Annotated in this window: 18 protein-coding genes; 10 read left to right on the top strand and 8 right to left on the bottom strand. The window is 60.4% G+C overall.

Going from position 1 to position 20,267, the window contains the following annotated elements:
• Positions 1-13 precede the first annotated feature (13 nt).
• Both PQR62_RS19445 and tsaE read right to left on the bottom strand, forming a co-directional pair.
• Positions 14-1,375 (bottom strand): N-acetylmuramoyl-L-alanine amidase, encoded by a 1,362-nt coding sequence (locus tag PQR62_RS19445; protein ID WP_408159656.1) that lies wholly within the window; start codon positions 1,373-1,375, stop codon positions 14-16.
• Positions 1,339-1,824 (bottom strand): tRNA (adenosine(37)-N6)-threonylcarbamoyltransferase complex ATPase subunit type 1 TsaE, encoded by a 486-nt coding sequence (tsaE, locus tag PQR62_RS19440; RefSeq protein WP_408159710.1) that lies wholly within the window; start codon positions 1,822-1,824, stop codon positions 1,339-1,341. Before tsaE ends, PQR62_RS19445 begins: the two co-directional genes overlap by 37 nt.
• A gap of 38 nt (positions 1,825-1,862) precedes the next feature.
• Between tsaE and queG the strand changes: the two genes are divergently transcribed.
• On the top strand, positions 1,863-2,981 hold the full coding sequence (queG, locus tag PQR62_RS19435; RefSeq protein WP_408159655.1) for a tRNA epoxyqueuosine(34) reductase QueG: 1,119 nt from the start codon (positions 1,863-1,865) through the stop codon (positions 2,979-2,981).
• A 28-nt stretch (positions 2,982-3,009) separates the two neighbouring features.
• Here queG and PQR62_RS19430 read toward each other — a convergent pair whose 3' ends face one another.
• From PQR62_RS19430 to PQR62_RS19420, 3 genes are all read right to left on the bottom strand, one after another.
• The gene (locus PQR62_RS19430; protein WP_408159654.1) at positions 3,010-3,900 is read right to left on the bottom strand and encodes an AEC family transporter; all 891 of its coding nucleotides are present in this window, start codon (positions 3,898-3,900) and stop codon (positions 3,010-3,012) included.
• A gap of 14 nt (positions 3,901-3,914) precedes the next feature.
• Positions 3,915-4,505 (bottom strand): response regulator transcription factor, encoded by a 591-nt coding sequence (locus tag PQR62_RS19425; RefSeq protein WP_408159653.1) that lies wholly within the window; start codon positions 4,503-4,505, stop codon positions 3,915-3,917.
• A gap of 202 nt (positions 4,506-4,707) precedes the next feature.
• Positions 4,708-6,726, bottom strand: coding sequence for a PAS domain S-box protein (locus PQR62_RS19420; protein WP_408159652.1), 2,019 nt, complete (start codon positions 6,724-6,726; stop codon positions 4,708-4,710).
• 340 nt (positions 6,727-7,066) lie between these two features.
• Here PQR62_RS19420 and PQR62_RS19415 point away from each other — a divergent pair, with 340 nt between their 5' ends.
• From PQR62_RS19415 to PQR62_RS19405, 3 genes are all read left to right on the top strand, one after another.
• Positions 7,067-8,083 (top strand): TRAP transporter substrate-binding protein, encoded by a 1,017-nt coding sequence (locus PQR62_RS19415; protein ID WP_408159651.1) that lies wholly within the window; start codon positions 7,067-7,069, stop codon positions 8,081-8,083.
• Positions 8,084-8,267: 184 nt separating this feature from the next.
• Positions 8,268-8,828: a TRAP transporter small permease gene (locus tag PQR62_RS19410; RefSeq protein ID WP_408159650.1), complete on the top strand. Its 561-nt coding sequence runs from the start codon at positions 8,268-8,270 to the stop codon at positions 8,826-8,828.
• On the top strand, positions 8,825-10,105 hold the full coding sequence (locus PQR62_RS19405; RefSeq protein ID WP_408159649.1) for a TRAP transporter large permease: 1,281 nt from the start codon (positions 8,825-8,827) through the stop codon (positions 10,103-10,105). Before PQR62_RS19410 ends, PQR62_RS19405 begins: the two co-directional genes overlap by 4 nt.
• 587 nt (positions 10,106-10,692) lie before the next feature.
• On the opposite strand, the gene PQR62_RS19400 is transcribed toward PQR62_RS19405, so the two are convergent.
• The gene (locus PQR62_RS19400) at positions 10,693-11,358 is read right to left on the bottom strand and encodes a VOC family protein (protein WP_408159648.1); all 666 of its coding nucleotides are present in this window, start codon (positions 11,356-11,358) and stop codon (positions 10,693-10,695) included.
• Between the two features lie 121 nt (positions 11,359-11,479).
• Between PQR62_RS19400 and PQR62_RS19395 the strand changes: the two genes are divergently transcribed.
• Genes PQR62_RS19395 through plsY form a run of 4 tightly spaced genes read left to right on the top strand, consistent with a single transcriptional unit; the run spans position 11,480 to position 14,092 of the window.
• On the top strand, positions 11,480-11,992 hold the full coding sequence (locus PQR62_RS19395; RefSeq protein ID WP_408159647.1) for a methylated-DNA--[protein]-cysteine S-methyltransferase: 513 nt from the start codon (positions 11,480-11,482) through the stop codon (positions 11,990-11,992).
• A gap of 3 nt (positions 11,993-11,995) precedes the next feature.
• Positions 11,996-12,919, top strand: a complete 924-nt coding sequence (gene xerD, locus PQR62_RS19390; protein WP_408159646.1) for a site-specific tyrosine recombinase XerD — start codon at positions 11,996-11,998, stop codon at positions 12,917-12,919.
• 40 nt (positions 12,920-12,959) lie between these two features.
• Positions 12,960-13,451, top strand: a complete 492-nt coding sequence (locus PQR62_RS19385) for an aminoacyl-tRNA deacylase (protein WP_408159645.1) — start codon at positions 12,960-12,962, stop codon at positions 13,449-13,451.
• 23 nt (positions 13,452-13,474) lie between these two features.
• Positions 13,475-14,092, top strand: a complete 618-nt coding sequence (plsY, locus tag PQR62_RS19380; protein WP_408159644.1) for a glycerol-3-phosphate 1-O-acyltransferase PlsY — start codon at positions 13,475-13,477, stop codon at positions 14,090-14,092.
• A gap of 93 nt (positions 14,093-14,185) precedes the next feature.
• Here plsY and tsaD read toward each other — a convergent pair whose 3' ends face one another.
• Positions 14,186-15,214: a tRNA (adenosine(37)-N6)-threonylcarbamoyltransferase complex transferase subunit TsaD gene (tsaD, locus tag PQR62_RS19375; protein WP_408159643.1), complete on the bottom strand. Its 1,029-nt coding sequence runs from the start codon at positions 15,212-15,214 to the stop codon at positions 14,186-14,188.
• Between the two features lie 195 nt (positions 15,215-15,409).
• Between tsaD and ybiB the strand changes: the two genes are divergently transcribed.
• The gene (gene ybiB, locus PQR62_RS19370) at positions 15,410-16,387 is read left to right on the top strand and encodes a DNA-binding protein YbiB (RefSeq protein ID WP_408159642.1); all 978 of its coding nucleotides are present in this window, start codon (positions 15,410-15,412) and stop codon (positions 16,385-16,387) included.
• Between the two features lie 169 nt (positions 16,388-16,556).
• Here ybiB and PQR62_RS19365 read toward each other — a convergent pair whose 3' ends face one another.
• Entirely contained in the window at positions 16,557-17,006 is a 450-nt protein-coding gene (locus PQR62_RS19365) for an XRE family transcriptional regulator (protein WP_408159641.1), read from the bottom strand.
• A gap of 1,068 nt (positions 17,007-18,074) precedes the next feature.
• On the opposite strand from PQR62_RS19365, the gene PQR62_RS19360 reads away from it, so the two are divergent.
• On the top strand, positions 18,075-20,258 hold the full coding sequence (locus tag PQR62_RS19360) for a putative bifunctional diguanylate cyclase/phosphodiesterase (RefSeq protein ID WP_408159640.1): 2,184 nt from the start codon (positions 18,075-18,077) through the stop codon (positions 20,256-20,258).
• Positions 20,259-20,267 lie beyond the last annotated feature (9 nt).

Below are 20,267 nucleotides of genomic sequence, written 5' to 3'. Positions count from 1 at the left end.
CACTGGATCAGGATCAGGTCAGCTTGTTCTTGGCCAGCGGCGGATTCTTGGCGAAATACTTGCGGATGCCGGTCAGGATGGCGTCGGCCATCTGGTCCTGATAGCGCTCGTCGGTCAGCTTGGCTTCTTCTTCAGGATTGGAGATGAAGGCGGTCTCGATCAGGATGCTCGGAATATCCGGCGCCTTCAGCACCGCAAAGCCGGCCTGTTCCACCGCGCCCTTGTGCAGCTTGTTGATGCCGCCGATTTCCTTGAGCACCGCATTGCCGACGCGCAGGCTGTCGTTGATCTGGGCCGTGGTCGACAAGTCCAGCAGCACGCTTGCCAGTTGGCGGTCGTGGGTCTTGATGTTGACGCCGCCGATCAGATCGGCCGAATTTTCTTTATTCGCCAGCCAGCGCGCAGCGGTCGAGCTGGCGCCTTTTTCCGACAGCGCGAACACCGAGGAGCCGCGTGCGGTGGGCTGGACGAACGCGTCGGCGTGGATCGATACAAACAGATCGGCCTGCACCTTGCGCGCCTTGACAACGCGCTGGCCGAGCGGCACGAAGAAGTCGGCGTCGCGCGTCAGCATGACGCGCATGTTGGGATGTTCTTCTATCTTGCGTTTCAAGCGCTTGGCGATCGACAGCACCACGTCCTTTTCGCGATTGCCGCGTGCGCCGGTGGCGCCCGGGTCTTCGCCGCCATGGCCGGGGTCGAGCGCAATCGTGATCATGCGCGTGAGCTGCATGCGCGGTTCTTCCGCGACCACCTTGGGATTCTTTTCACTTTTGGCTTCCGGCGCCGGTTTGGCTTCCGCCAGCGGTGCGGGATCGGGCTGGGCCGGGATCTGCGCCTGCTGCGGATTTTGCGGATTCTGCGGCGTGTCCTTGAGCCAGTCGCCCTTCTGGATCAGCGCTGCGATCGGATCCGGCGGCGCGGCCGGGTACAGGTCGATCACGAAGCGATATTTGTATTCGCCCACCGGCGCCAGCGTAAACACCTGCGGCTTGATTTCATCCTTCAGGTCGAACACCAGACGCACCACGCTCGGCCGGTTCTGGCCGACGCGCACCTGTTTGATATACGGATCGTTGGGCTGGATCTTGGCGACCAGGTCCTTGAGCGTGCTGTTGAGATCGATACCTTCGATATCGACCACCAGCCGTTCCGGATCCTTGACCACGAAGTGGGTGACCTTGAGATTGCTGTCGTTTTCGAGCGTGACGCGGGTGTAGTCTTCGGACGGCCAGACACGCACCGCCAGAATCTGCGAAGCGCAGGCCGGCAAGGGAGTAACGACGGAGACGAAAAGAGCGCCGCCTGCTTTGATGATGGTGCGACGGGTTTTTGATTTCACAGATTGGGCGCGAATTTCAGGCGAGCGAGGCATTGATGACCCTTGTCAGACAACGCACGTAATTCTACATCACGCCCGTGTTGTGCGACTACCAGGCTGAGGTGAATATCCGGCGGCGGCAACACCGGCTCGCCCTTTTCCGGCCATTCGACGATACAGACGCTGTTTTCGTTGAAATGTTCACGGAAACCGGCATCCAGAAACTCCTCCGGACTGGCCATGCGGTAGAGATCGAAATGGATAAGGGTTACCATGCGGTCTGCCAGTTCGACCTCGTAGGGTTCGGCCAGCGTGTAGGTGGGGCTTTTGACCCGCCCGCGATAGCCCGCCGCATGCAACAGCGCGCGCGTCAGCGCGGTCTTGCCTGCGCCCAGGTCGCCGTGCAGATAGAGCGTCAGGCCGGGCGTCAATGCCCGCGCCAGATCGGCGCCCAGCGTGGCGGTGGCGGCTTCATCGGGAAGGTGGAGTTGCAGTCGCTGCATGGCACTCATTTTCAGATTCTGTGTTTCTTCTGTGTTTCATGACCGATTTAGCCGCACTTGCCGTTGCGATCAAAGCCTGGGGGCGTGAACTCGGGTTTGCCGACGTACGTATTGCCGACGTCGATCTCTCGCATCGCGAAGCCGGTTTTCAGGCCTGGCTCGACAAGGGCTATCACGGCGAGATGGATTATATGGCAAGCCACGGCATGAAGCGCGCGCGTCCGGCAGAACTGGTGCCGGGCACGGTGCGCGTGGTCAGTGTGCGCATGCCGTATCTGCCGCGTGCTGCCGCTGGCGGGGAAGAAAGCGGGGCAGCAAGTGAGGCCGGCCGCGACTGGCGCACCCGCGAGGAAGCGCGCAGCGCCGACGGCGCCGCCGCGCAAATTTCCGTCTATGCCCGCGGCCGCGACTACCACAAGGTCTTGCGTGCGCGCCTGCAACAGCTGGCGAGCCGGATCGAGACCGAAACCGGCCCCTTCGGCTATCGCGTCTTCACCGATTCAGCGCCGGTGATGGAGGTGGCGCTGGCCGAAAAGTCCGGCCTCGGCTGGCGCGGCAAGCATACGCTGCTGCTCAATCGCGAAGCCGGTTCCATGTTCTTTCTCGGCGAGTTGTTCACCGACCTGCCGCTGCCGGTGGATGCACCGGTCACGCCGCATTGCGGCCAATGCAGCGCCTGCATCGACGTCTGCCCGACACAGGCCATTGTCGCGCCGTATGAGCTGGATGCGCGCCGCTGCATCTCCTATCTCACCATTGAACTCAAGGGCAGCATTCCGATCGAGCTGCGGCCGCTGATCGGCAACCGCGTCTACGGTTGCGACGACTGCCAGTTGTTTTGCCCCTGGAATAAATTTGCGCAGGCCTCGGTGCTGCCTGATTTCGACGTGCGCCACGGACTCGACAGCGCTTCGCTGGTCGACCTGCTGGGCTGGACAGAAGAGCAATTCCTGCGCAATACCGAAGGCAGCGCGATCCGCCGCATCGGCCACGAACGCTGGCTGCGCAACATGGCGGTGGGGCTGGGCAACGCAGCTGCGGATGCTGCTCTCAAAGGGCGCGACGATCTCGTTGCTGCGCTGCAGGGGCGTGCCCATCATCCTTCCGAACTGGTGCGCGAGCATGTTGCGTGGGCGTTGCAGCGCCATCTGGGGTAAGGCTGCCAGATGGCGGCAGAGCCGGGGTTCAATGCACCAGCGCCAGCCAGAACGGAATCGTCAGCGCCGAAAGCAGTGTGCCCAAGGAAATCAGAAATGCCGTAGCCGGGCCGTTGCCGCCCATGCGCGTGGCCAGAATGTAGGCGCTGGAGGCGGTCGGCAGCGCACAGAACAGCACCACGATCTGCAGCTGCAACTGAGGCAGCGCCAGTACGGTGCCGATGAAATAGGCGGCGGCCGGCACCGCCACCAGTTTGATGACGGTGAAGTAGGCCACCATCAGTTTGCTCTCGCGCAGGCCGGACAGGCGCAGGCCCGCACCGACCATCAGCAGCCCCAGCGCTATCGAGGCGCTGCCCAGACGCGACAGCGCGACGCCGATGAACTCCGGCAAGTGCAGCCCGGCGGCGCTGAACAGCAAGCCGGAAGCAGTGGCGATCAGCAGCGGGTTGCGCGCCAGCTCGGCCAGCAGATTGCCGCTCTTGTGCGCCAGCGCATGCACTGCCGCCGCATTGCACAGCGGCACGCCGAAACCCAGCAGCAGCGCCATCAGGCCCACGCCCTGGTCGCCCGCCAGACGCGAGGCCAGCGCCAGCGCAATGTAAGAGTTGAAGCGATAGGCGGTCTGCATGCCGGACTCGTAAGTCATCGGCGAAGCCTTGATGAAAGGCTTGCCGATCCAGGTCAGCGCGATGCCGCACAGCAGCGCCAGCACTCCCGTCTGCAGCAGCTTGCCGGTGCTTGCCAGATCCAGTTGCAGGCGGGCCGTGGAGTAGAACAGCAGGGCCGGAAACAGCTGGTAGTACACCAGCTTTTCCATGCCGGTCCAGAAGGCTTCGCCCCAGTTGCTGATGCGATAGACGAACATGCCGAGAAAGATCAGGCTGAAATCCGGCAGCAGAAGATTGATGATATTCATGAGGCGGCGTGCGCTTACTTCAGCACGCGCGCCAGCTCGACGGCGGTCTTCACGTTCATCTTGTCGAAGATATGCGCGCGATGCACCTCCACCGTACGCATGCTGATGCCGAGTTCGTCGGCGATCACCTTGTTCATCTTGCCGGCCAGGATCAGATCCAGCACTTCGCGCTCGCGCGAGGACAAGGCTTCCAGCCGGGTGCGCACCGCATCCTGTTCGCCGGCGGCGCAGGAGGCCTGTAGCGCTTCCAGCACGCGATCCATCAACTGGTTGTCGTTGAAAGGTTTTTCGAAGAAGTCGAAGGCGCCGTTTTTCAGCATGTCGACCGCCATCGGCACATCGCCGTGACCGGTCAGGAAGATCACCGGGCGACGCTGGATCAGCGCACGCGCCGACAATTGATTGAACAGCGCCACGCCGCTGATGTCGGGCATGCGCACGTCGAGCAAAATGCATTCGCCGACCGGATCGAACCGGCCGGCCTGTTCCAGCGCGCTCAGGAAGGCTTCGCCGCTTTCATAAGCGGTGGCGGCGATGGAGCGCGATTGCGCCAGCCACAGCAGCGAATCGCGGATGATTTCTTCGTCGTCGACTATATGCAGCATCGGGTCATTCAATCGCGGCGCGCCGCCGGCATCTCCCTGCAATCCGCAAGCGCCGCAGCGGGCGGCGCATCATGTGGCGTGGGAGTCGGGGGCGCTGGCCGCGTCTTGTTATGGGTTATTGCCGTTCAGGCGAGGCTGCCGCCGTCGTTCTGTGAGGGCATGTTTGCGTCGTCGCCGCAGCGGGTCGGTATGTTCGGTACGCTCAATACGTGTTCCCCTGCGCAGGCAGCGAAAACCGGAAGATTGTACCTCCAGCCGGGTTGTTGGTGTAGGTCAGGGTGCCGCCGTGGAACTCGATGGTGGTGCGGCAGATGTTGAGGCCCATACCCATGCCTTCGGCCTTGGTCGAGAAGAATGGCGAAAACAGCCGCGCCGCCACATCGTCGGCGATGCCGTGGCCCTGATCGATGATCGATACCACTACCGCTTCGGCGGTGGCCAGACTGCGATCCAGTTCGGCCACGATGCGCAGGATGCGGCGTTGCGGCGGCACCGCCGCCATGGCCTGGATACCGTTGCGGGTCAGGTTCAGGATCACCTGTTCCAGCAACACCTGATCGCCGAGCACGGTCGGCAGACGCGGTGCGATCTGGGTTTGAAACACCACGAAAAAAGGTTGTGCCTGCAATTCGATCAGCGCGCTGACGTTCTCGACCAGCGCCTTGATCTGCAGGGGCTGGCGCGCCGGTTCACGCTTCTTGACGAACTGGTGCACGCTGCGGATCACATGGCCGGCGCGTTGCGCCTGCGCGTGGATTTTTTCCAGCGCAGGTTGCAGCGCGGCGGGTTCCGCGCGGCCGTTCTGCATCATGTTGAGGGCGCCGGTGGTGTAGCTGGAAATCGCCGCCAGCGGCTGATTCAGCTCGTGCGCCAGCGTCGACGCGATTTCGCCCATGCTGGCCAGACGTGCGCTGGCCTGCAGTTTTTCTTCCTGCGTGCGGTTCAGGTCTTCGGCGCGCTTCTGTTCGGAGACATCCAGAATCGAACCCATCCAGCCGGTCTGCTTGCCGTTCTGATCGACCAGCGGCGATTCGAAAATCAGCACCGGAAAACGGGTGCCGTCGATACGCTGAAAAATGGTTTCGAACTGCGGCGTCACGCGTCCGGCCAGCACGTTGGAAAAGCGCTCCTGATATTCGTCCATGGCCTCCGGCGCCCAATACGGCATCGGCGGAATCTTGCCCACCAGTTGATCCGCAGCGATCCCGACCATCTTGCAGAAGGCCGGATTGACATAGGTGATGCGCCCCTGCAGATCGCGTGCGCGCATGCCGGTGACCAGCGAGTTTTCCATCGCGCTGCGGAAGGACACTTCGTTGAGCAGCGCATCCTCGGCCTTGGTGCGGCGGTTGATGTCGCGCCACAGGGCCCACAGGCTCCACAGCAAACCAAGCGAGAGCACGATCACCGAGCCGACCAGCAGATTCGGCAGCAGCTTGGGCGCGCTCTTGGTGCTGTTGGTGTGCAGCACCAGCGTCAGTCCCGGCAGTTCTAGCTCGCGCCGGTGGGTATAGACATTCAGGCCGGGGCCGCCGGCGGTGCGCCGCGCCACCACGTTGTCGTCGGTGTCGGTCAGCGCGATCTCATTATCCTGGGCGAACCACCACGGCACCATTTCATTGAGGATGCGCGCCACCGCATAACTTGCCACCAGGCTGCCTATGTAGACGTTGTCGCGATACAGGGGCACGTGATAGTCCATCAGCGAGGGCTCCGCTATGCCGGGCGGCACCGCCGGCGAACTGTACAGAGGGCGCCGGCTGGCGCGTGCGCGCTCTTCCGTCATGCGCGAAGCGTCGGACAGGTCGGCCCGCGAAATCGGGAAGTCGTCGGTGGAGGCCACCGGTTTGCCTTCCGGATTGAGCCAGGTGACGCGGTAGAACTCGCGGTTGTTGCGCAACAGCGCGTTGAGGCGTGCGCGGAACTGATCCTTGTGCAGATGGCCGACGATGATCTCGCGGCCGATGATGCGCATGCTTTCATCGTCGCGGCTGAGCTGGAAGCGGATCGCCTGCTCTACCCAGAGCGAGTCGGCGATCAGTTGCTCCAGCCTTTCGCTGGCCTCCATTTGCTGCGCCTGGCGCGGCAGCCAGATCAGCGTCAGCAGAAACAGCAGCACCAGCAGAAATGGAATCACCCAGCGCATGATGTGCTTGCGGCGCGGCGACAGCAGCGCGGCGGCAGAGGAGTGCGGGGCGTGGATGGAGGAGGGCGATTGCATGGGCACTGGACTTGTCGGAATTTCCGGTCGGGCGGCGATGCCGGCAGATTAACTCAATTCGGTGCACGGCAAGGCAGGCTATTTTGTGCTGCCGGATTTTTCTATGAAGCGTATCGCCTTGCGCTGCGTCATGCTCGCTGGAGTGGTTGTAAATGTGCTTTCCGGCAAACGATGCCGGCCCGCAATGCTGCGCCGCAGCGTGGTTCGTGCCCTTTCTGACAATTTGTCAGACTGTGGTTTTCCACACTTGTAGCGGCGTGCGCTCTTGTCCACAATTCGCGGCAAGTTACATCAAGTGACTGACCCAATCCGATTATTTCAATTAAAACAGGGGACAACAATGCAACTCAAATCATTGCTTTTTGCACTTTCCGCAGCAGCCGTCGTCAGTTCCGGCTTCAGTTCCGGCGCCTTTGCGCAGGCGCCCATCGTCATCAAGTTCAGCCACGTGGTGGCCAACGATACGCCGAAAGGCAAGGCTGCCGAGCGCTTCAAGGAACTGGCCGAGAAGTCGACCAAGGGCCGCGTGAAGATCGAGGTCTATCCGAACAGCACCTTGTACAAGGACAAGGAAGAACTGGAAGCGCTGCAGCTGGGCGCGGTGCAGATGCTGGCGCCGTCGCTGGCCAAGTTCGGCCCGCTGGGCGTGAAGGAGTTTGAGGTATTTGACCTGCCGTATATTTTCCCGAGCAAGGAAGTGCTGTATCGCGTGACCGAAGGTCCGATCGGCAAGGACCTGTTCAAGAAGCTGGAGCCCAAGGGCATCACCGGTCTGGCGTATTGGGATAACGGCTTCAAGGTGATGTCGGCCAACAAGCCCTTGCATGCACCGTCCGATTTCCGCGGCCTGAAGATGCGCATCCAGTCCTCCAAGGTGCTCGATGCGCAGATGCGCGCGCTCGGCGCCAACCCGCAGGTGCTGGCCTTCTCCGAGGTATATCAGGCACTGCAGACCGGCGTGGTCGACGGCACCGAGAATCCGCCTTCGAATCTCTATACCCAGAAAATGCATGAAGTGCAGAAACACGTGACGGTCTCCGATCACGGCTATCTGGGCTACGCGGTGATCGTCAACAAGAAGTTCTGGGATGGCCTGCCAGCCGATATCCGCACCGCGCTGGAAGGCGCGATGAAGGATGCCACCAAGTATGCCAACGCCATCGCTCAGCAAGAAAACGATGCGGCGCTGGCGGCGGTGGAAAAGACCGGAAAGACAACGGTCTACCGTCTGAACGACAAGGAAAAGGCTGAGTGGCGCAAGGCCTTGCTGCCGGTACAAAAGCAGATGGAAAGCCGCATCGGCAAGGATCTGATCACCGCCGTCAACAAGGAAGCGGCGGCGCTGGGACAGAAGTAAGTTGCCGTAAAAGGCCGGCTCGGCAGCCACAGGCTTTATAGCCGGCAATCCGTCTTCATCCAAAATTTCGGGGGCGGATTGCAAGGATTGCAGGGACGGCAAAGACAAGAATCAATAAAAACCAATTCACGCTCAAAGGCCGGTGACTCATTGCTCACCGGCTTTTTTTGAAGCAGGAGACCCCATGAAGTTTCTCGACCATCTGGAAGAGTGGCTGATCGCCTCGTTAATGGCGGGCGCCACCTTCATCATTTTCGTCGCCGTGGTGCATCGCTATGCCTCCGGTCTCGACATTCCCTGGCTGCAGGACGAGCTGATCCAGATCAACATGAGCTGGGCGCAGGAGCTGTGCATCTACATGTTCGTGTGGATGGCCAAGTTCGGCGCGGCCTACGGTGTACGCACCGGCATCCACGTCGGCGTCGATGTGCTGATCAATCGCATGGATACCCCATGGCGCAACAAGTTCGTGATCTTCGGCCTGCTGGCAGGTGCGCTGTTCACCGGCATCGTCGGCACCCTGGGCGCCGAGTTCGTGTGGGACATCAGCCAGCATTCGAGCACCTCCGAAGTGATGGAAGTGCCGATGTGGATCGTTTATATGGCAGTGCCTCTGGGTTCGTATCTGATGTGTTTCCGCTTCTTGCAAGTGGCATGGAATTTCTCCAGGACGGGTGAGTTGCCCAAACACGACCACGCTTTCGTGGAAGGTCTTGATGAAGAAGTCAAAGGAGAAAAAGCATGAACGCAGCCATCATTTTCATCCTGCTGTTCGGCTTGATGCTGACCGGCATGCCGATCTCGATTTCGCTCGGCCTCACGGTGCTGACCTTCCTTTTCACCATGACCGATGTGCCGATTCAGTCAGTCGCGCTGAAGCTGTTCACCGGCATCGAGAAGTTCGAGATCATGGCGATCCCGTTCTTCATCCTGGCGGGTAACTTCCTCACGCATGGCGGGGTGGCGCGACGCATGATCAACTTCGCCACCTCCATGGTCGGCCATTGGCACGGCGGTCTGGCATTGGCCGGCGTGATGGCTTGCGCGCTGTTCGCGGCGGTGTCCGGTTCGTCGCCGGCCACGGTGGTGGCGATCGGCTCCATCATTCTGCCGGCGATGGTCAAGCAGGGCTTTCCCAAGCGCTTCGGCGCGGGCGTGATCACGACCTCGGGCGCGCTCGGGATCCTGATCCCGCCATCCATCGTGATGGTGATGTATTCGGTCTCGACCAATACCTCGGTCGGCAAGCTGTTCATGGCCGGCGTGGTGCCGGGCCTGATGCTGGCCTTCCTGCTCGGTCTGACTACCTGGCATCTGGCGCGCAAGAACAACTATCCGCGTCTGCCCAAGGCCAGCTGGAAAGAACGCATGGTGGCCTTCCGCAAGAGCGGCTGGGGTCTGTTCCTGATCGTGATCGTGATGGGCGGCATCTACAGCGGCGTGTTCACACCGACGGAAGCGGCGGCGATGGCGGCGGTGTATGCCTTCATCATTGCAGTGTTCGTGTACAAGGACATGAGCCTGAAGCAGGTGCCCAAGGTCTTGCTGGACTCCGCTTCGATGTCGGCCATGCTGCTGTACATCATCACCAACGCGGTGCTGTTCTCGTTCCTGGTGACCAGCGAAAACATTCCGCAGTCGATGGCGGCGATGATCACCGACAGCGGTCTCGGTCCCATCACTTTCCTGCTGGTGGTGAACGTATTGCTGCTGCTGGCCGGCAATGTGATGGAGCCGTCTTCCATCGTGCTGATCATGGCGCCGATTCTGTTCCCGGTGGCGATGAAGCTGGGTATCGATCCGGTGCACTTCGGCATCCTGATTGTGGTGAACATGGAAGTGGGCATGTGCCATCCGCCGGTCGGTCTGAATCTGTATGTCGCCTCCGGCATCACCAAGATGGGCATCACCGAGCTGACCATCGCGGTGATGCCGTGGCTGCTGACCATGCTGGCCTTCCTGGCGCTGGTGACCTATGTGCCGCAGATCTCTCTGTGGCTGCCTAATCTGGTGTTCAATTGATCGTAGATCCAGGTCTGTTTAAGGGCTTCAGGGTAACCGGATATTCGGGCTGGCCGTCCTGATGGAACGCCCGGCCATCAAGGCTTCCGGGCCGCTGTGAAGGATAGCGGTCCGGGTTTAATTGCCAGTCTGGAAATATTGTTATATTGCATGTTTCCCGGGTGATGAAAAAATACTTTGAAACAGGGAAAACTGCTGTTAAAGTGCGGTCTCTGCCAAAACGGCAAGCAAGCTTTGCCGTTCAAGCAAGACCGGAAAACGGTTCTTGGCACCAACAGAATTCAGCAGCATGATCAAGGTGGTATGTAAGCTTCGCCTTCCGGATCCGGCCTCGCCAGATTCGGAATCAAAACAGAATACAAAGCGGGTGGTGCATAACAAGCGGTAACCGAATACCGAGGAAACAGAGGAGACATGCGTTCGATTGAAGCTGCGCGCGATTCATAAAAGCGGCCGGGAATGCATACGAAGTTCTTCAAGGCGCGTCGATGACGCGCCTTTTTCTTTTTGTGCGACGGTTTCAGCGCAGGCTTGCCGGCTTCGGTGTGAGTATGCTGATCTTCCCGAAGCTGGCGCCGCCCGTTTTTTCAATCCAAAGTACGCAGACCGCCCGCAGTCAAAATCTGCGCATGCAAACCAATGCGCAGGTCAGGCACGATGCTGATCGCCTGTGCCACAGGATCGCTTTGCTGAAGTCCGATCGCTTGCAAGGCCCGATGAATTTCCACCGCCTGCGGATGACGGATTTCCAGTGTGTGCAAGCTGCAGCCGAGTTCGGGCAAGGCCTGCGCCGGATGCGGTTCGGCCTGCCATTGAATCAGCGAAGGCATCAGGCCCGCCATCGGCAGACTGCCGTCAGCCGCAATGCTGATCAGCCAGTGCAGAGGTCCGCGGCTCATCTCTTCGATGAGGCCGGTCGCAATCGGCGAGGCGGCGCTGGCCGCATGGATGTCATCGGTGCGCGCCACCCAGTGCGCCAGGCGCGGCGCATCGTCGGCTTTGATGCGATCGAGTCCGAACCAGCGCGCACGCGGAGGCGAGAGCGGCGGCGCCGCCGGATTGATCGCGATCACTTCCAGATAGAACTGCGGTCCCAGTCGCAGAAGGGCATTGTGCGTTCCCAGCTTTATGTGCTCACCGCCGATGCGCGGCGCCACGCCGAGTTTTTGCGCGACCCAGTCTATGCCGGCGGCCAAGGTCGGCGCGGTGACGACCATATGGTCGGGGCAGGTATGTGCTTGCGGTGTCTTCATGGTCTCTTATGATTTAATAGTGGTTTTCGCGCATGGTCGGCCGATGATGAACCGCAGCTTGCCGTCGCGCTGCAGGCAGCATGCAGGCAACAGTTTGCCACGGCCTTACCGGATGATCTGAATGAAGCAGAATACACAACAAGCGCAACAAGCCGGTGAGATATTCTCCGCCATCGTGCATACGCCTTTCGGCGGCATGGGCGTGCGTACCGCTGCCGGCGTGCTGATCGAAATGGTGTATCTGCCGAAATACTTCCATGAAAAAGCGCCCACCGATGTGGTTGCCGAGCGTGCCGCCAAACAGATACGGCGTTACATCGAAAAGCCCGGCTCTGCATTCAAGTTGCCGCTGGCGGAAGTCGGTTCGCCGTTTCAGCAGCGGGTGTGGAAGGCGATCGCTGAAATTCCCTGCGGCCAGGTGCTGACCTATGGCGATGTGGCGCGCCGCATCAAGTCGGCGCCGCGCGCCGTCGGACAGGCTTGCGGCGCCAACTGGTTTCCGCTGGTGGTGCCTTGCCATCGGGTGACGGCCGCCGGCGGTCTGGGCGGATTTTCACATCAGGACGACAGCGACAGCTTTTTTCTCGACGTCAAGCGCTGGCTGTTGCAGCACGAGGGTGTGAGCGGATACTGAACCATGCCCAGAGGTACGCCAAAAATAGAGGCGCCGGCCGAAAGCCGTGCCGCCATCGATGAGTTCTGCGACAACCTGTGGCTGGAAGACGGTTTGTCGAAAAATACGCTGGAAGCCTATCGGCGCGACATGACCTTGTTCGCGCACTGGCTGCACGCCAGCCAAGGGAAACTCGTCTACGCCACCGGCGCCGACGATCTCAACGCCTATTTCGCGGCGCGCCATGAAGACACCAAGGCCAGCTCGTCGAACCGGCGGCTGGCGGTGCTCAAACGTTTCTTCCAGCTGGCGCTGCGCCAGAATCGCATCAGCGTCGATCCCTGTCTGAAGATGAAGTCGGCCAAGCAGCCGCCGCGTTTCCCCAAGACCTTGTCGGAGGAGCATGTAGTGTCCTTGCTGGCAGCGCCCGACGTCGGCACGCCGCTGGGCCTGCGTGATCGCACCATGCTGGAACTGATGTACGCCAGCGGCTTGCGTGTGTCGGAACTGGTGCTGCTCAAGAGCATCGAGGTAGGCATGAACGAGGGCGTGCTGCGCATCACCGGCAAGGGCAATAAAACCCGGCTGGTGCCCTTCGGTGAAGAGGCGGGCCTGTGGATCATGCGCTATCTGCAGGAAGGCCGTGGCGCGATCCTGGACGGCCAGATGGACGATGCGCTATTCGTGACGGCGCGCGGCGGCCCGATGACGCGCCAGATGTTCTGGATACTGATCAAAAAATACGCACGCCAGGCCGATATCAATGCGCCGCTGTCGCCGCACACCTTGCGGCATGCCTTCGCCACCCATCTGCTCAATCACGGCGCCGATCTGCGCGTGGTGCAACTGTTGCTGGGACACGCCGATATTTCGACCACGCAGATTTATACCCACGTGGCGCGCGAGCGGCTCAAGCAACTTCACGCGCAACACCATCCGCGCGGCTAGGTGCTGGCAAAGCGGCGTTCTTGCGGCATAATGTGCGCCCATGGCGAAGAAAGAACACATCTCGGAGACTCCTGCCACGCAGTTCCTGCGCAAGCACGGGGTCGCCTTCAGCGAACATCCCTATGACTACGAAGAGCATGGCGGCACCTCGGTATCGTCGCGCGAACTGGGCGTGGCAGAGCACGCCGTTGTGAAGACGCTGGTGATGCAGGATGAGGCCGCCAAACCTTTGCTGGTGCTGATGCACGGGGACTGCAAAGTGTCGACCAAGAACCTGGCGCGGCAGATCGGCTGCAAGTCGGTCGAGCCCTGCAAGCCGGAGGTGGCCAATCGGCATTCCGGTTTTCTGATCGGCGGCACCTCGCCGTTCGGCACCCGCAAGGCGATGCCGGTGTATGTCGAATCCAGCATTCTGGAACTCGACAGAATCTATATCAACGGCGGCCGTCGCGGCTTTCTGGTCGGCATCGCGCCCGCCGCCATCATGCAAGTGCTGCCGGCCAAGGCCGTGCAGTGCGCGCTGCAAGAATAATTCAAACTGAATCACGAGGAACCATGTACACAATCCTGTTTGCGATCGCCGCGTATCTGATCGGCTCGCTGTCCTTTGCGGTAGTCGTCAGCAAATTGTTCGGGCTGGCCGATCCGCGCACCTATGGTTCCAAGAATCCTGGCGCCACCAATGTGCTGCGCAGCGGCAACAAGAAGGCGGCGGCGCTGACGCTGATCGGCGACGGTTTCAAGGGCTGGCTGGCGGTATGGCTGGCGATCAGGTTCGGACCGCGCTTCGGGGTGGAAGACAGCGGTATCGCGCTGGTGGTGGTGGGCGTATTCCTCGGGCATCTGTGGCCGGTGTTTTTCCGCTTCGTCGGCGGCAAGGGCGTGGCGACAGCGCTGGGTATTCTGCTCGCGCTGAACGGCTGGCTCGGTCTGGCGACGCTGGTGACCTGGCTGGTGATTGCCTATGCCTTCCGGTATTCGTCACTGGCTGCGCTGGTGGCGGCAGTATTCGCACCGTTCTACTACGGTCTGCTGTTCGGCAGCACCGACGGCATTTTGCTGGCGATCGTGGCGATGAGCATTCTGCTGATCTATCGCCATCGCAAGAACATCGGCAATCTGCTGGCGGGCAAGGAAAGCCGCATCGGCGACAAGAAGAAAGCGCAGAAATAATCAGCGAGTTCAACAGAGAACTCGCTACTGCATGAAAAAGAGGCCGTCATCGACGGCCTCTTTTTTATTCGGATCGGCATCAAACCAAAGCAATCAGTCCGGTCGCAGTTCATCCAGCGGCCAACGCGGCCGCACGCCGAAGGCGTAATTTTTTTGCGCGGCTTCATGATTCTGTTGCAGCCGCATGGCGCCGGCGAAGGCGATCATTGCGCCGTTGTCGGTGCAGAATTCCAGTTCGGGATAAAACACCCGATAGCGGCGCTTGGCGGCGGCTGCATTGAGCGCCTCGCGCAATTGCTTGTTGGCGCCGACGCCGCCGGCAATTACCAGACGCTTGAGGCCGCTGTGCTTGAGCGCGTTCATGCATTTGGCGACCAGCACTTCGACGATGGCGTCGACGAAGGCACGCGCGATGTTGGCCTTGTCCTGCTCGCAGATGTTGGTGGTCTGCTGTTTGACCACGGTCAGCACCGCGGTCTTGAGGCCGGAAAAACTGAAATCAAAATTCTTGGAATGCAGCATCGGGCGCGGCAATTTGTACACGCCCGGATCGCCAAACTCGGCCAGCCGTGAAATCGCCGGGCCGCCCGGATATCCCAGGCCCAGCAGCTTGGCCGATTTGTCGAAGGCTTCGCCTGCCGCATCATCCAGCGTCTCGCCCAGCAATTCATAGCGGCCGACGCCGTCGACGCGCATCAGTTGCGTATGACCGCCCGATACCAGCAGCGCGATGAAGGGAAATTCCGGCGGCTCGCTGGCCAGCAGAGGCGACAGCAGATGGCCTTCCAGATGGTGCACGCCGAGCACCGGCTTGTCCCACGCCAGCCCAAGTCCGCATGCGACCGAGGCGCCGACCAGCAGGGCGCCGGCCAGGCCGGGCCCTTGGGTGAAGGCGATGGCATCGATATCCGCGGAGCTGACCTCGGCCTGCTTCAGCGTTTCTTTCAGCAGCGGAATTGCGCGCCGGATGTGATCGCGCGAAGCCAGTTCCGGCACCACGCCGCCGTACTCCTGATGCATGGCGATCTGTGAATGCAGTGCGTGCGCGAGAAGACCCCGTTCGGTGTCATACAGGGCCAGACCGGTTTCATCGCAGGAAGATTCGACGCCGAGAACAATCATTGAGTGCAGAAAAAAGAGAAACGTGCGGGCCGCGCGCTCGCGCGGGAAGGCGCTATTGTAAAGGAAAGCCCGCTGCCGTGCGGCGCCGCGGGCCGGTCCTGCCTGTCTTGCAGGCACCATGATGCAGATCAATCCAGGCATCGTGCAGGCCTGCAGATGCTGTCGTCGCGGCAGGTTTGGTGTACCCTTCGCTCCATGCAAAATGATCAGACTCTCATCGCCGAACCGCTGGCGGCCGCGCGTTTCATCAAAGAAATCGGACGCGGCAAAGACGGTGCGCGCAGCTTGTCGCGCGAAGACGCTGCGCTGCTGTACGGCGCCATGCTGGACGGCCGCGTCAGCGACCTGGAGCTGGGTGCGATCCTGCTGGCGATGCGCGTGAAGGGCGAATCGGTGCCCGAGATCGCCGGTTTTCTGGATGCCGCCGAAGCCTCGTTTCAGCAGATCATGGCGCCGCCGGGCGACTATGCACCGGTGGTGCTGCCGAGTTACAACGGCTCGCGCAACATGGCCAATCTGACCCCCTTGCTGGCTTTGCTGCTCACGCGCAAAGGCGTGCCAGTGCTGATGCACGGCGTGACGCACGATCCGCAGCGGGTGACCAGCGCCGAGATTTTCGAAGCGCTAGGCCTCGGCCATGCCGACACGCCGCAGCAGGCCGAGCAGCAACTGGCCGCCGGTCAGCCGACCTTCGTGCCGATCCAGGTGCTGGCGCCCAAGATGGCGCGTCTGCTGGCGATGCGGCGCGTGCTCGGCGTGCGCAATTCCACGCATACGCTGGTCAAGATCATGCAGCCTTTCGTACAGCCGGCCCTGCGTCTGACGTCTTATACCCATCCCGAATATCTGGCGATGCTGAGCGCTTATTTCAGCGATGCGGCGCCGGCCGCACGCGGCGATGCATTTCTGATGCGCGGTACAGAAGGCGAAACGGTCGCCAATGCGCGGCGCGCGCAACAGATCGAATGGTTCCATGGCGGCAGCAAGACCGTGCTGGTGGAAAAACAAAGCGTCGCCGAAGAGTTGCCGGATCTGCCGGAAGGGCGTGATGCGGAAACCACGGCGCGCTGGATAGAGTCCGTGCTGGAGGGAAAGCGTGCGGTGCCGCAAGCCATCGAAGAACAGGTAGGGCATTGCCTGAGTGTTGCGTCGGCGATACGCTTGCGCGGCTGAATTAGCCCAGGGCAATCATGATGGGCAGGCTGAGTCTGCACTCATTCTCACGTAGCGGGATCGGGGTGTGCTTGGCGGAAAAGAAAATGCCAGGCAAGTTGCCTGACGGAAGGACATGCGGAGAATTTAAGAAGAGAAATTGCTGCGAGGGAAGGTGCCTGATGCCGTTTCAGGTGGCGCGACGCCGTACTGCAGGTTTGACCGGAGCAACTGCTTTTTCCACTACCACCGTGGTCATGTGGGCAAATGCATAAATCACCTCCTTGACGATCTTGCGTTGCGGCGCGGGCAGATTGATGAAGGCTTCAAAGGCTTCCCGCTCCTTGTAGCCGATCGCCTCTTCCCAGCGTGCACGCCGCTTGTCGATGCGCTTGCCGATCTCTTCGCCGAAGCGCAGGTGTTGCGGTGTGACCAGCAGCCATTCGGCCAGCGTTTCCAGTTTGTCCTGCTTCGGCATCGATTCTCCCAGCAACCAGCGGCGAACGCCATGCAAGGTCATCGGTTTGCCCCAATAACGAAGATTGAATTCACGTTCAAGAACAGCCGGTTTTGGTTCGTATCCAGCTTTTTCCATTGATGTACGCAAACGTTTTGCGAATTTTTGATTGGCGGTTTCCATGGTTTTGAAGGTACTTTGCCCTTGAGCTTACCGGGTTACGTTTGCATTGCTTGATAATTACGCAATACGCTTGATTTGCAATCAAAACCTCGAAAACCATCGAAAGACTTGCCGTATGCCAAAGAAAAGCACGGCGCCTATCGAAAAAAAGGCCTGATCTGATGGTGATGAATGCGACATTGCGTTCTCCTTTTTCCTGTCAGCGTCCAAGTTCTTGCCGCGTGCATGTGAACAATTTGATATCGCCGACGTGTCTCAAGTTAACGCGCAAGCTCAGCGTTGGATATCAGGAAAAACCGGAGATTTTTTACCTCTCTTGCTCGCAATTTCCCTCAGGAAAATCAAGCGTGCGTGTCTGCAGATTTTTTTGGGTTTGACGCCGGCGGCTTGCCGTTTCGGCATGTCATGAATGCTTTATTTTTGATGTCAGTTGCGGACGCAAACAGGCTAGAATAGGCGCTGGTAAGGGGTATCGCATTTCATTCACGCAGTTGAACAAGACAGTTGAATATTGCAGTTCAATATCGATAGCGCGATAAATTCAGGGCTGGATTTCCGACAACGGGTCGAACCACGCTGCACACACCCGCCACTTCAGCTGCTGCAAGGCACACGCTCAACGAACAGAAGTAAAAGAAGAGCAGCGGACTCGCAAAGTCGGGCCGCTTGATTGGTCAAGTTAAACCAGAAGTGAATGAGCAAATTGCACGGCCTGCTACAGGCCGGCAGGCTTGCAGGCCGATCAGGAAATGCAGTGGGGGCAGTGGGGGCGTTCGCCGATGAGGTGAACCAGCGCGGTGAGAATCTGAGACATGACGCGCGTAACTGAGCAGCTCGGTGCAGACTTAATTCCGTGCTGGGTTCTCCGTGTTTTGCGTTTCGCATAGCCAGGTTCTCTCGGATCTCCGAAACGCATCACCTCATTTTCCCGATTCCTGATATGGGCCAGGGCCGGTGCGCCGGAATCGCTGACGGATCCTGTACGCGTCAGCTGTGTGCAAGCCGGTTTGCTCATCACAGCTTGATCGTTTGTTTGACGCGCATTGATGTGAGATGGGTTGCGACGCGATGGCGGGTTCCTACAATTTCCTTCTCCTCTGTTTTGCATTGCTGGTGACCAGCCTTGCCTGCTATGCCGCGCTGGAAATTTCCGAGCGGGTGGCGGCGCAGGAGGCGCAATACCGGCGCATGTGGCTGGCGCTGGGCGGCGTGGTGTTCGGACTCGGCATCTGGGCTGCCAGCTATACCACGCTGGCGGCCTTGCGCCTGCCGCTGGCAGGCAAGCTCGGTTTCGACGGACGCCTGATGATGCTGGCGCTGCTGCTGTCGACAGGCAGTGCGTTTTATCTGCTGCATCTGTCCGCCTTGCGCCGCGCGGGGCGCGGCCGTCTGCTGATCGGCGGGCTGATGATAGGCGCCGCGCTGAATGCCATTTTCCACATCAGTCTGGCCTCCATGCAACTGGCGCCGGCCATCCGTTACAACCAGGCTTTGCTGCTGTTTGCCTTGCTGGCGACCGAAGGCGCTGCGATTTTCGGCATCTTCCTTTTCTCCGCCACCAACCTGCGCAAGGCGGCTGCCATCAGTTCGCTGCATGCGCAGCAGATACGGCGCATCGTTGCGGCATTGCTGGTCGGTGCGGCACTGATTGCGTGCAATTGTCTCGGCGTGTCGGCGAGTGCGTTCCCAATGGAAGGCATCAGTCGCGCGGCGCACGCCATCAGTCGCGATCATCTGCTCAACGGTATTGTTTTCGGTGCCTTTCTGATGATGGCGGCGGCACTCGTATTCAGCGGCGCGCATCGCAATCGCACGCTGAAGAAAATCGTCGGCCGCACCAACGACAAGCTGCTGCATTTTGCCACCCATGACGTGCTGACCGGCTTGCCCAATCGCGCGCTGCTGAGCGAACGCATTCTGCATGCGATCCAGGTATCGCGGCGCAGCGGCAAGACCTTCTCGGTGTTGTTCATGGACCTGGACGGCTTCAAGGGCATCAATGATTCGCTCGGACATTCCGTGGGTGACGGCTTGCTGGTGGCAGTGGCGCAGCGCATCCGCGCTTGCATCCGCGGCGAGGATATGGTGGCGCGCATCGGCGGCGACGAGTTCGTGGTGGTGATGAGCAATCTGTCTTCGCCGGAGGTGGTGGAGCAACTGGCGGAGAATATTCTGGCAGCCTTGCGCCATGATTTTCAGGTGGAGGAATCGACCTTGCGCGTGACCTCCAGCATCGGTATTTCGGTGTTTCCGAACAGTGGCGAATCGGTCGATGCGCTGATGAAAAATGCCGACGCCGCTATGTACGAAGCCAAGCAGAGCGGGCGCAATACCTATCGCTTTTTCGAGCCCGCCATGCACGCCAGCGCCATGCGTCATCTGACCGTGCGCCAGGCCTTGCAGGAGGCGCTGGAGAAGCAGCAATTCTCTTTGCATTTCCAGCCCAAATATCGCGGCATTCATGGCGGTCTGAATGGTGGGGTGAATGGCGGAACGAGTGGAGGTACGAATGCTGCGGCCGCAGCTTCCGGCGAGCGTGAGCTGACCGGGGTTGAGGCCTTGCTGCGCTGGAAGCATCCCGAGCTGGGCGACATGAGCCCGGTAGAATTCATTCCGATTGCGGAACGCTCGGGGCAGATCATCGCCATTGGCGACTGGGTATTGCGCGAGGTGTGCGCGCAGATCAAGCGTTGGGATGAGGCCGGCGGCAAACCGGTCAAGGTGGCGCTGAATCTTTCGCCGCTGCAGATGCGGCCGGACCTGGTCGACAGCATCGTGCGGGTAGTCGGCGAGGCGCGCATTTCACCGCAGCGGCTGATGTTCGAGATCACCGAAACGGCGGCCATGAAGAACGTGGAACGCAGCACCCGCATCATCAACGATCTGCAGGCGCTGGGCTTCGACATCGCCATCGATGATTTCGGCACCGGCTATTCCAGTCTGGCCTATCTGGCGCAGTTTCATTGCCGGCAAATCAAGATCGATCGCTTCTTCACTTCCCGACTGGAACTCAGCGATCATTCGGGGCGTGCCATCGTCTCCGCCATCATCGCTCTGGCGCATGCGCTCGGAATGGAAGTGGTGGCGGAAGGAGTGGAGACCGAACACCAATTGCAGGAATTGCAAAGTCTGAACTGCGATCAGGTGCAGGGTTTTTTGCTGGGACGTCCGGTGGCGGCGCCCTTGCTGGCAGACGTATTCGATGACTGCCTGTATAGCGCAGCGCCGCAGCAGGCTTCACGCTTGCATTAAGTCTGCGGT

The organism is Herbaspirillum lusitanum, assembly GCF_046025995.1.
Taxonomy (GTDB): domain Bacteria; phylum Pseudomonadota; class Gammaproteobacteria; order Burkholderiales; family Burkholderiaceae_D; genus Herbaspirillum; species Herbaspirillum lusitanum_A.
Note: the sequence above shows the minus strand (reverse complement) of the source record. Positions and strands in the feature narration are given on the sequence as shown.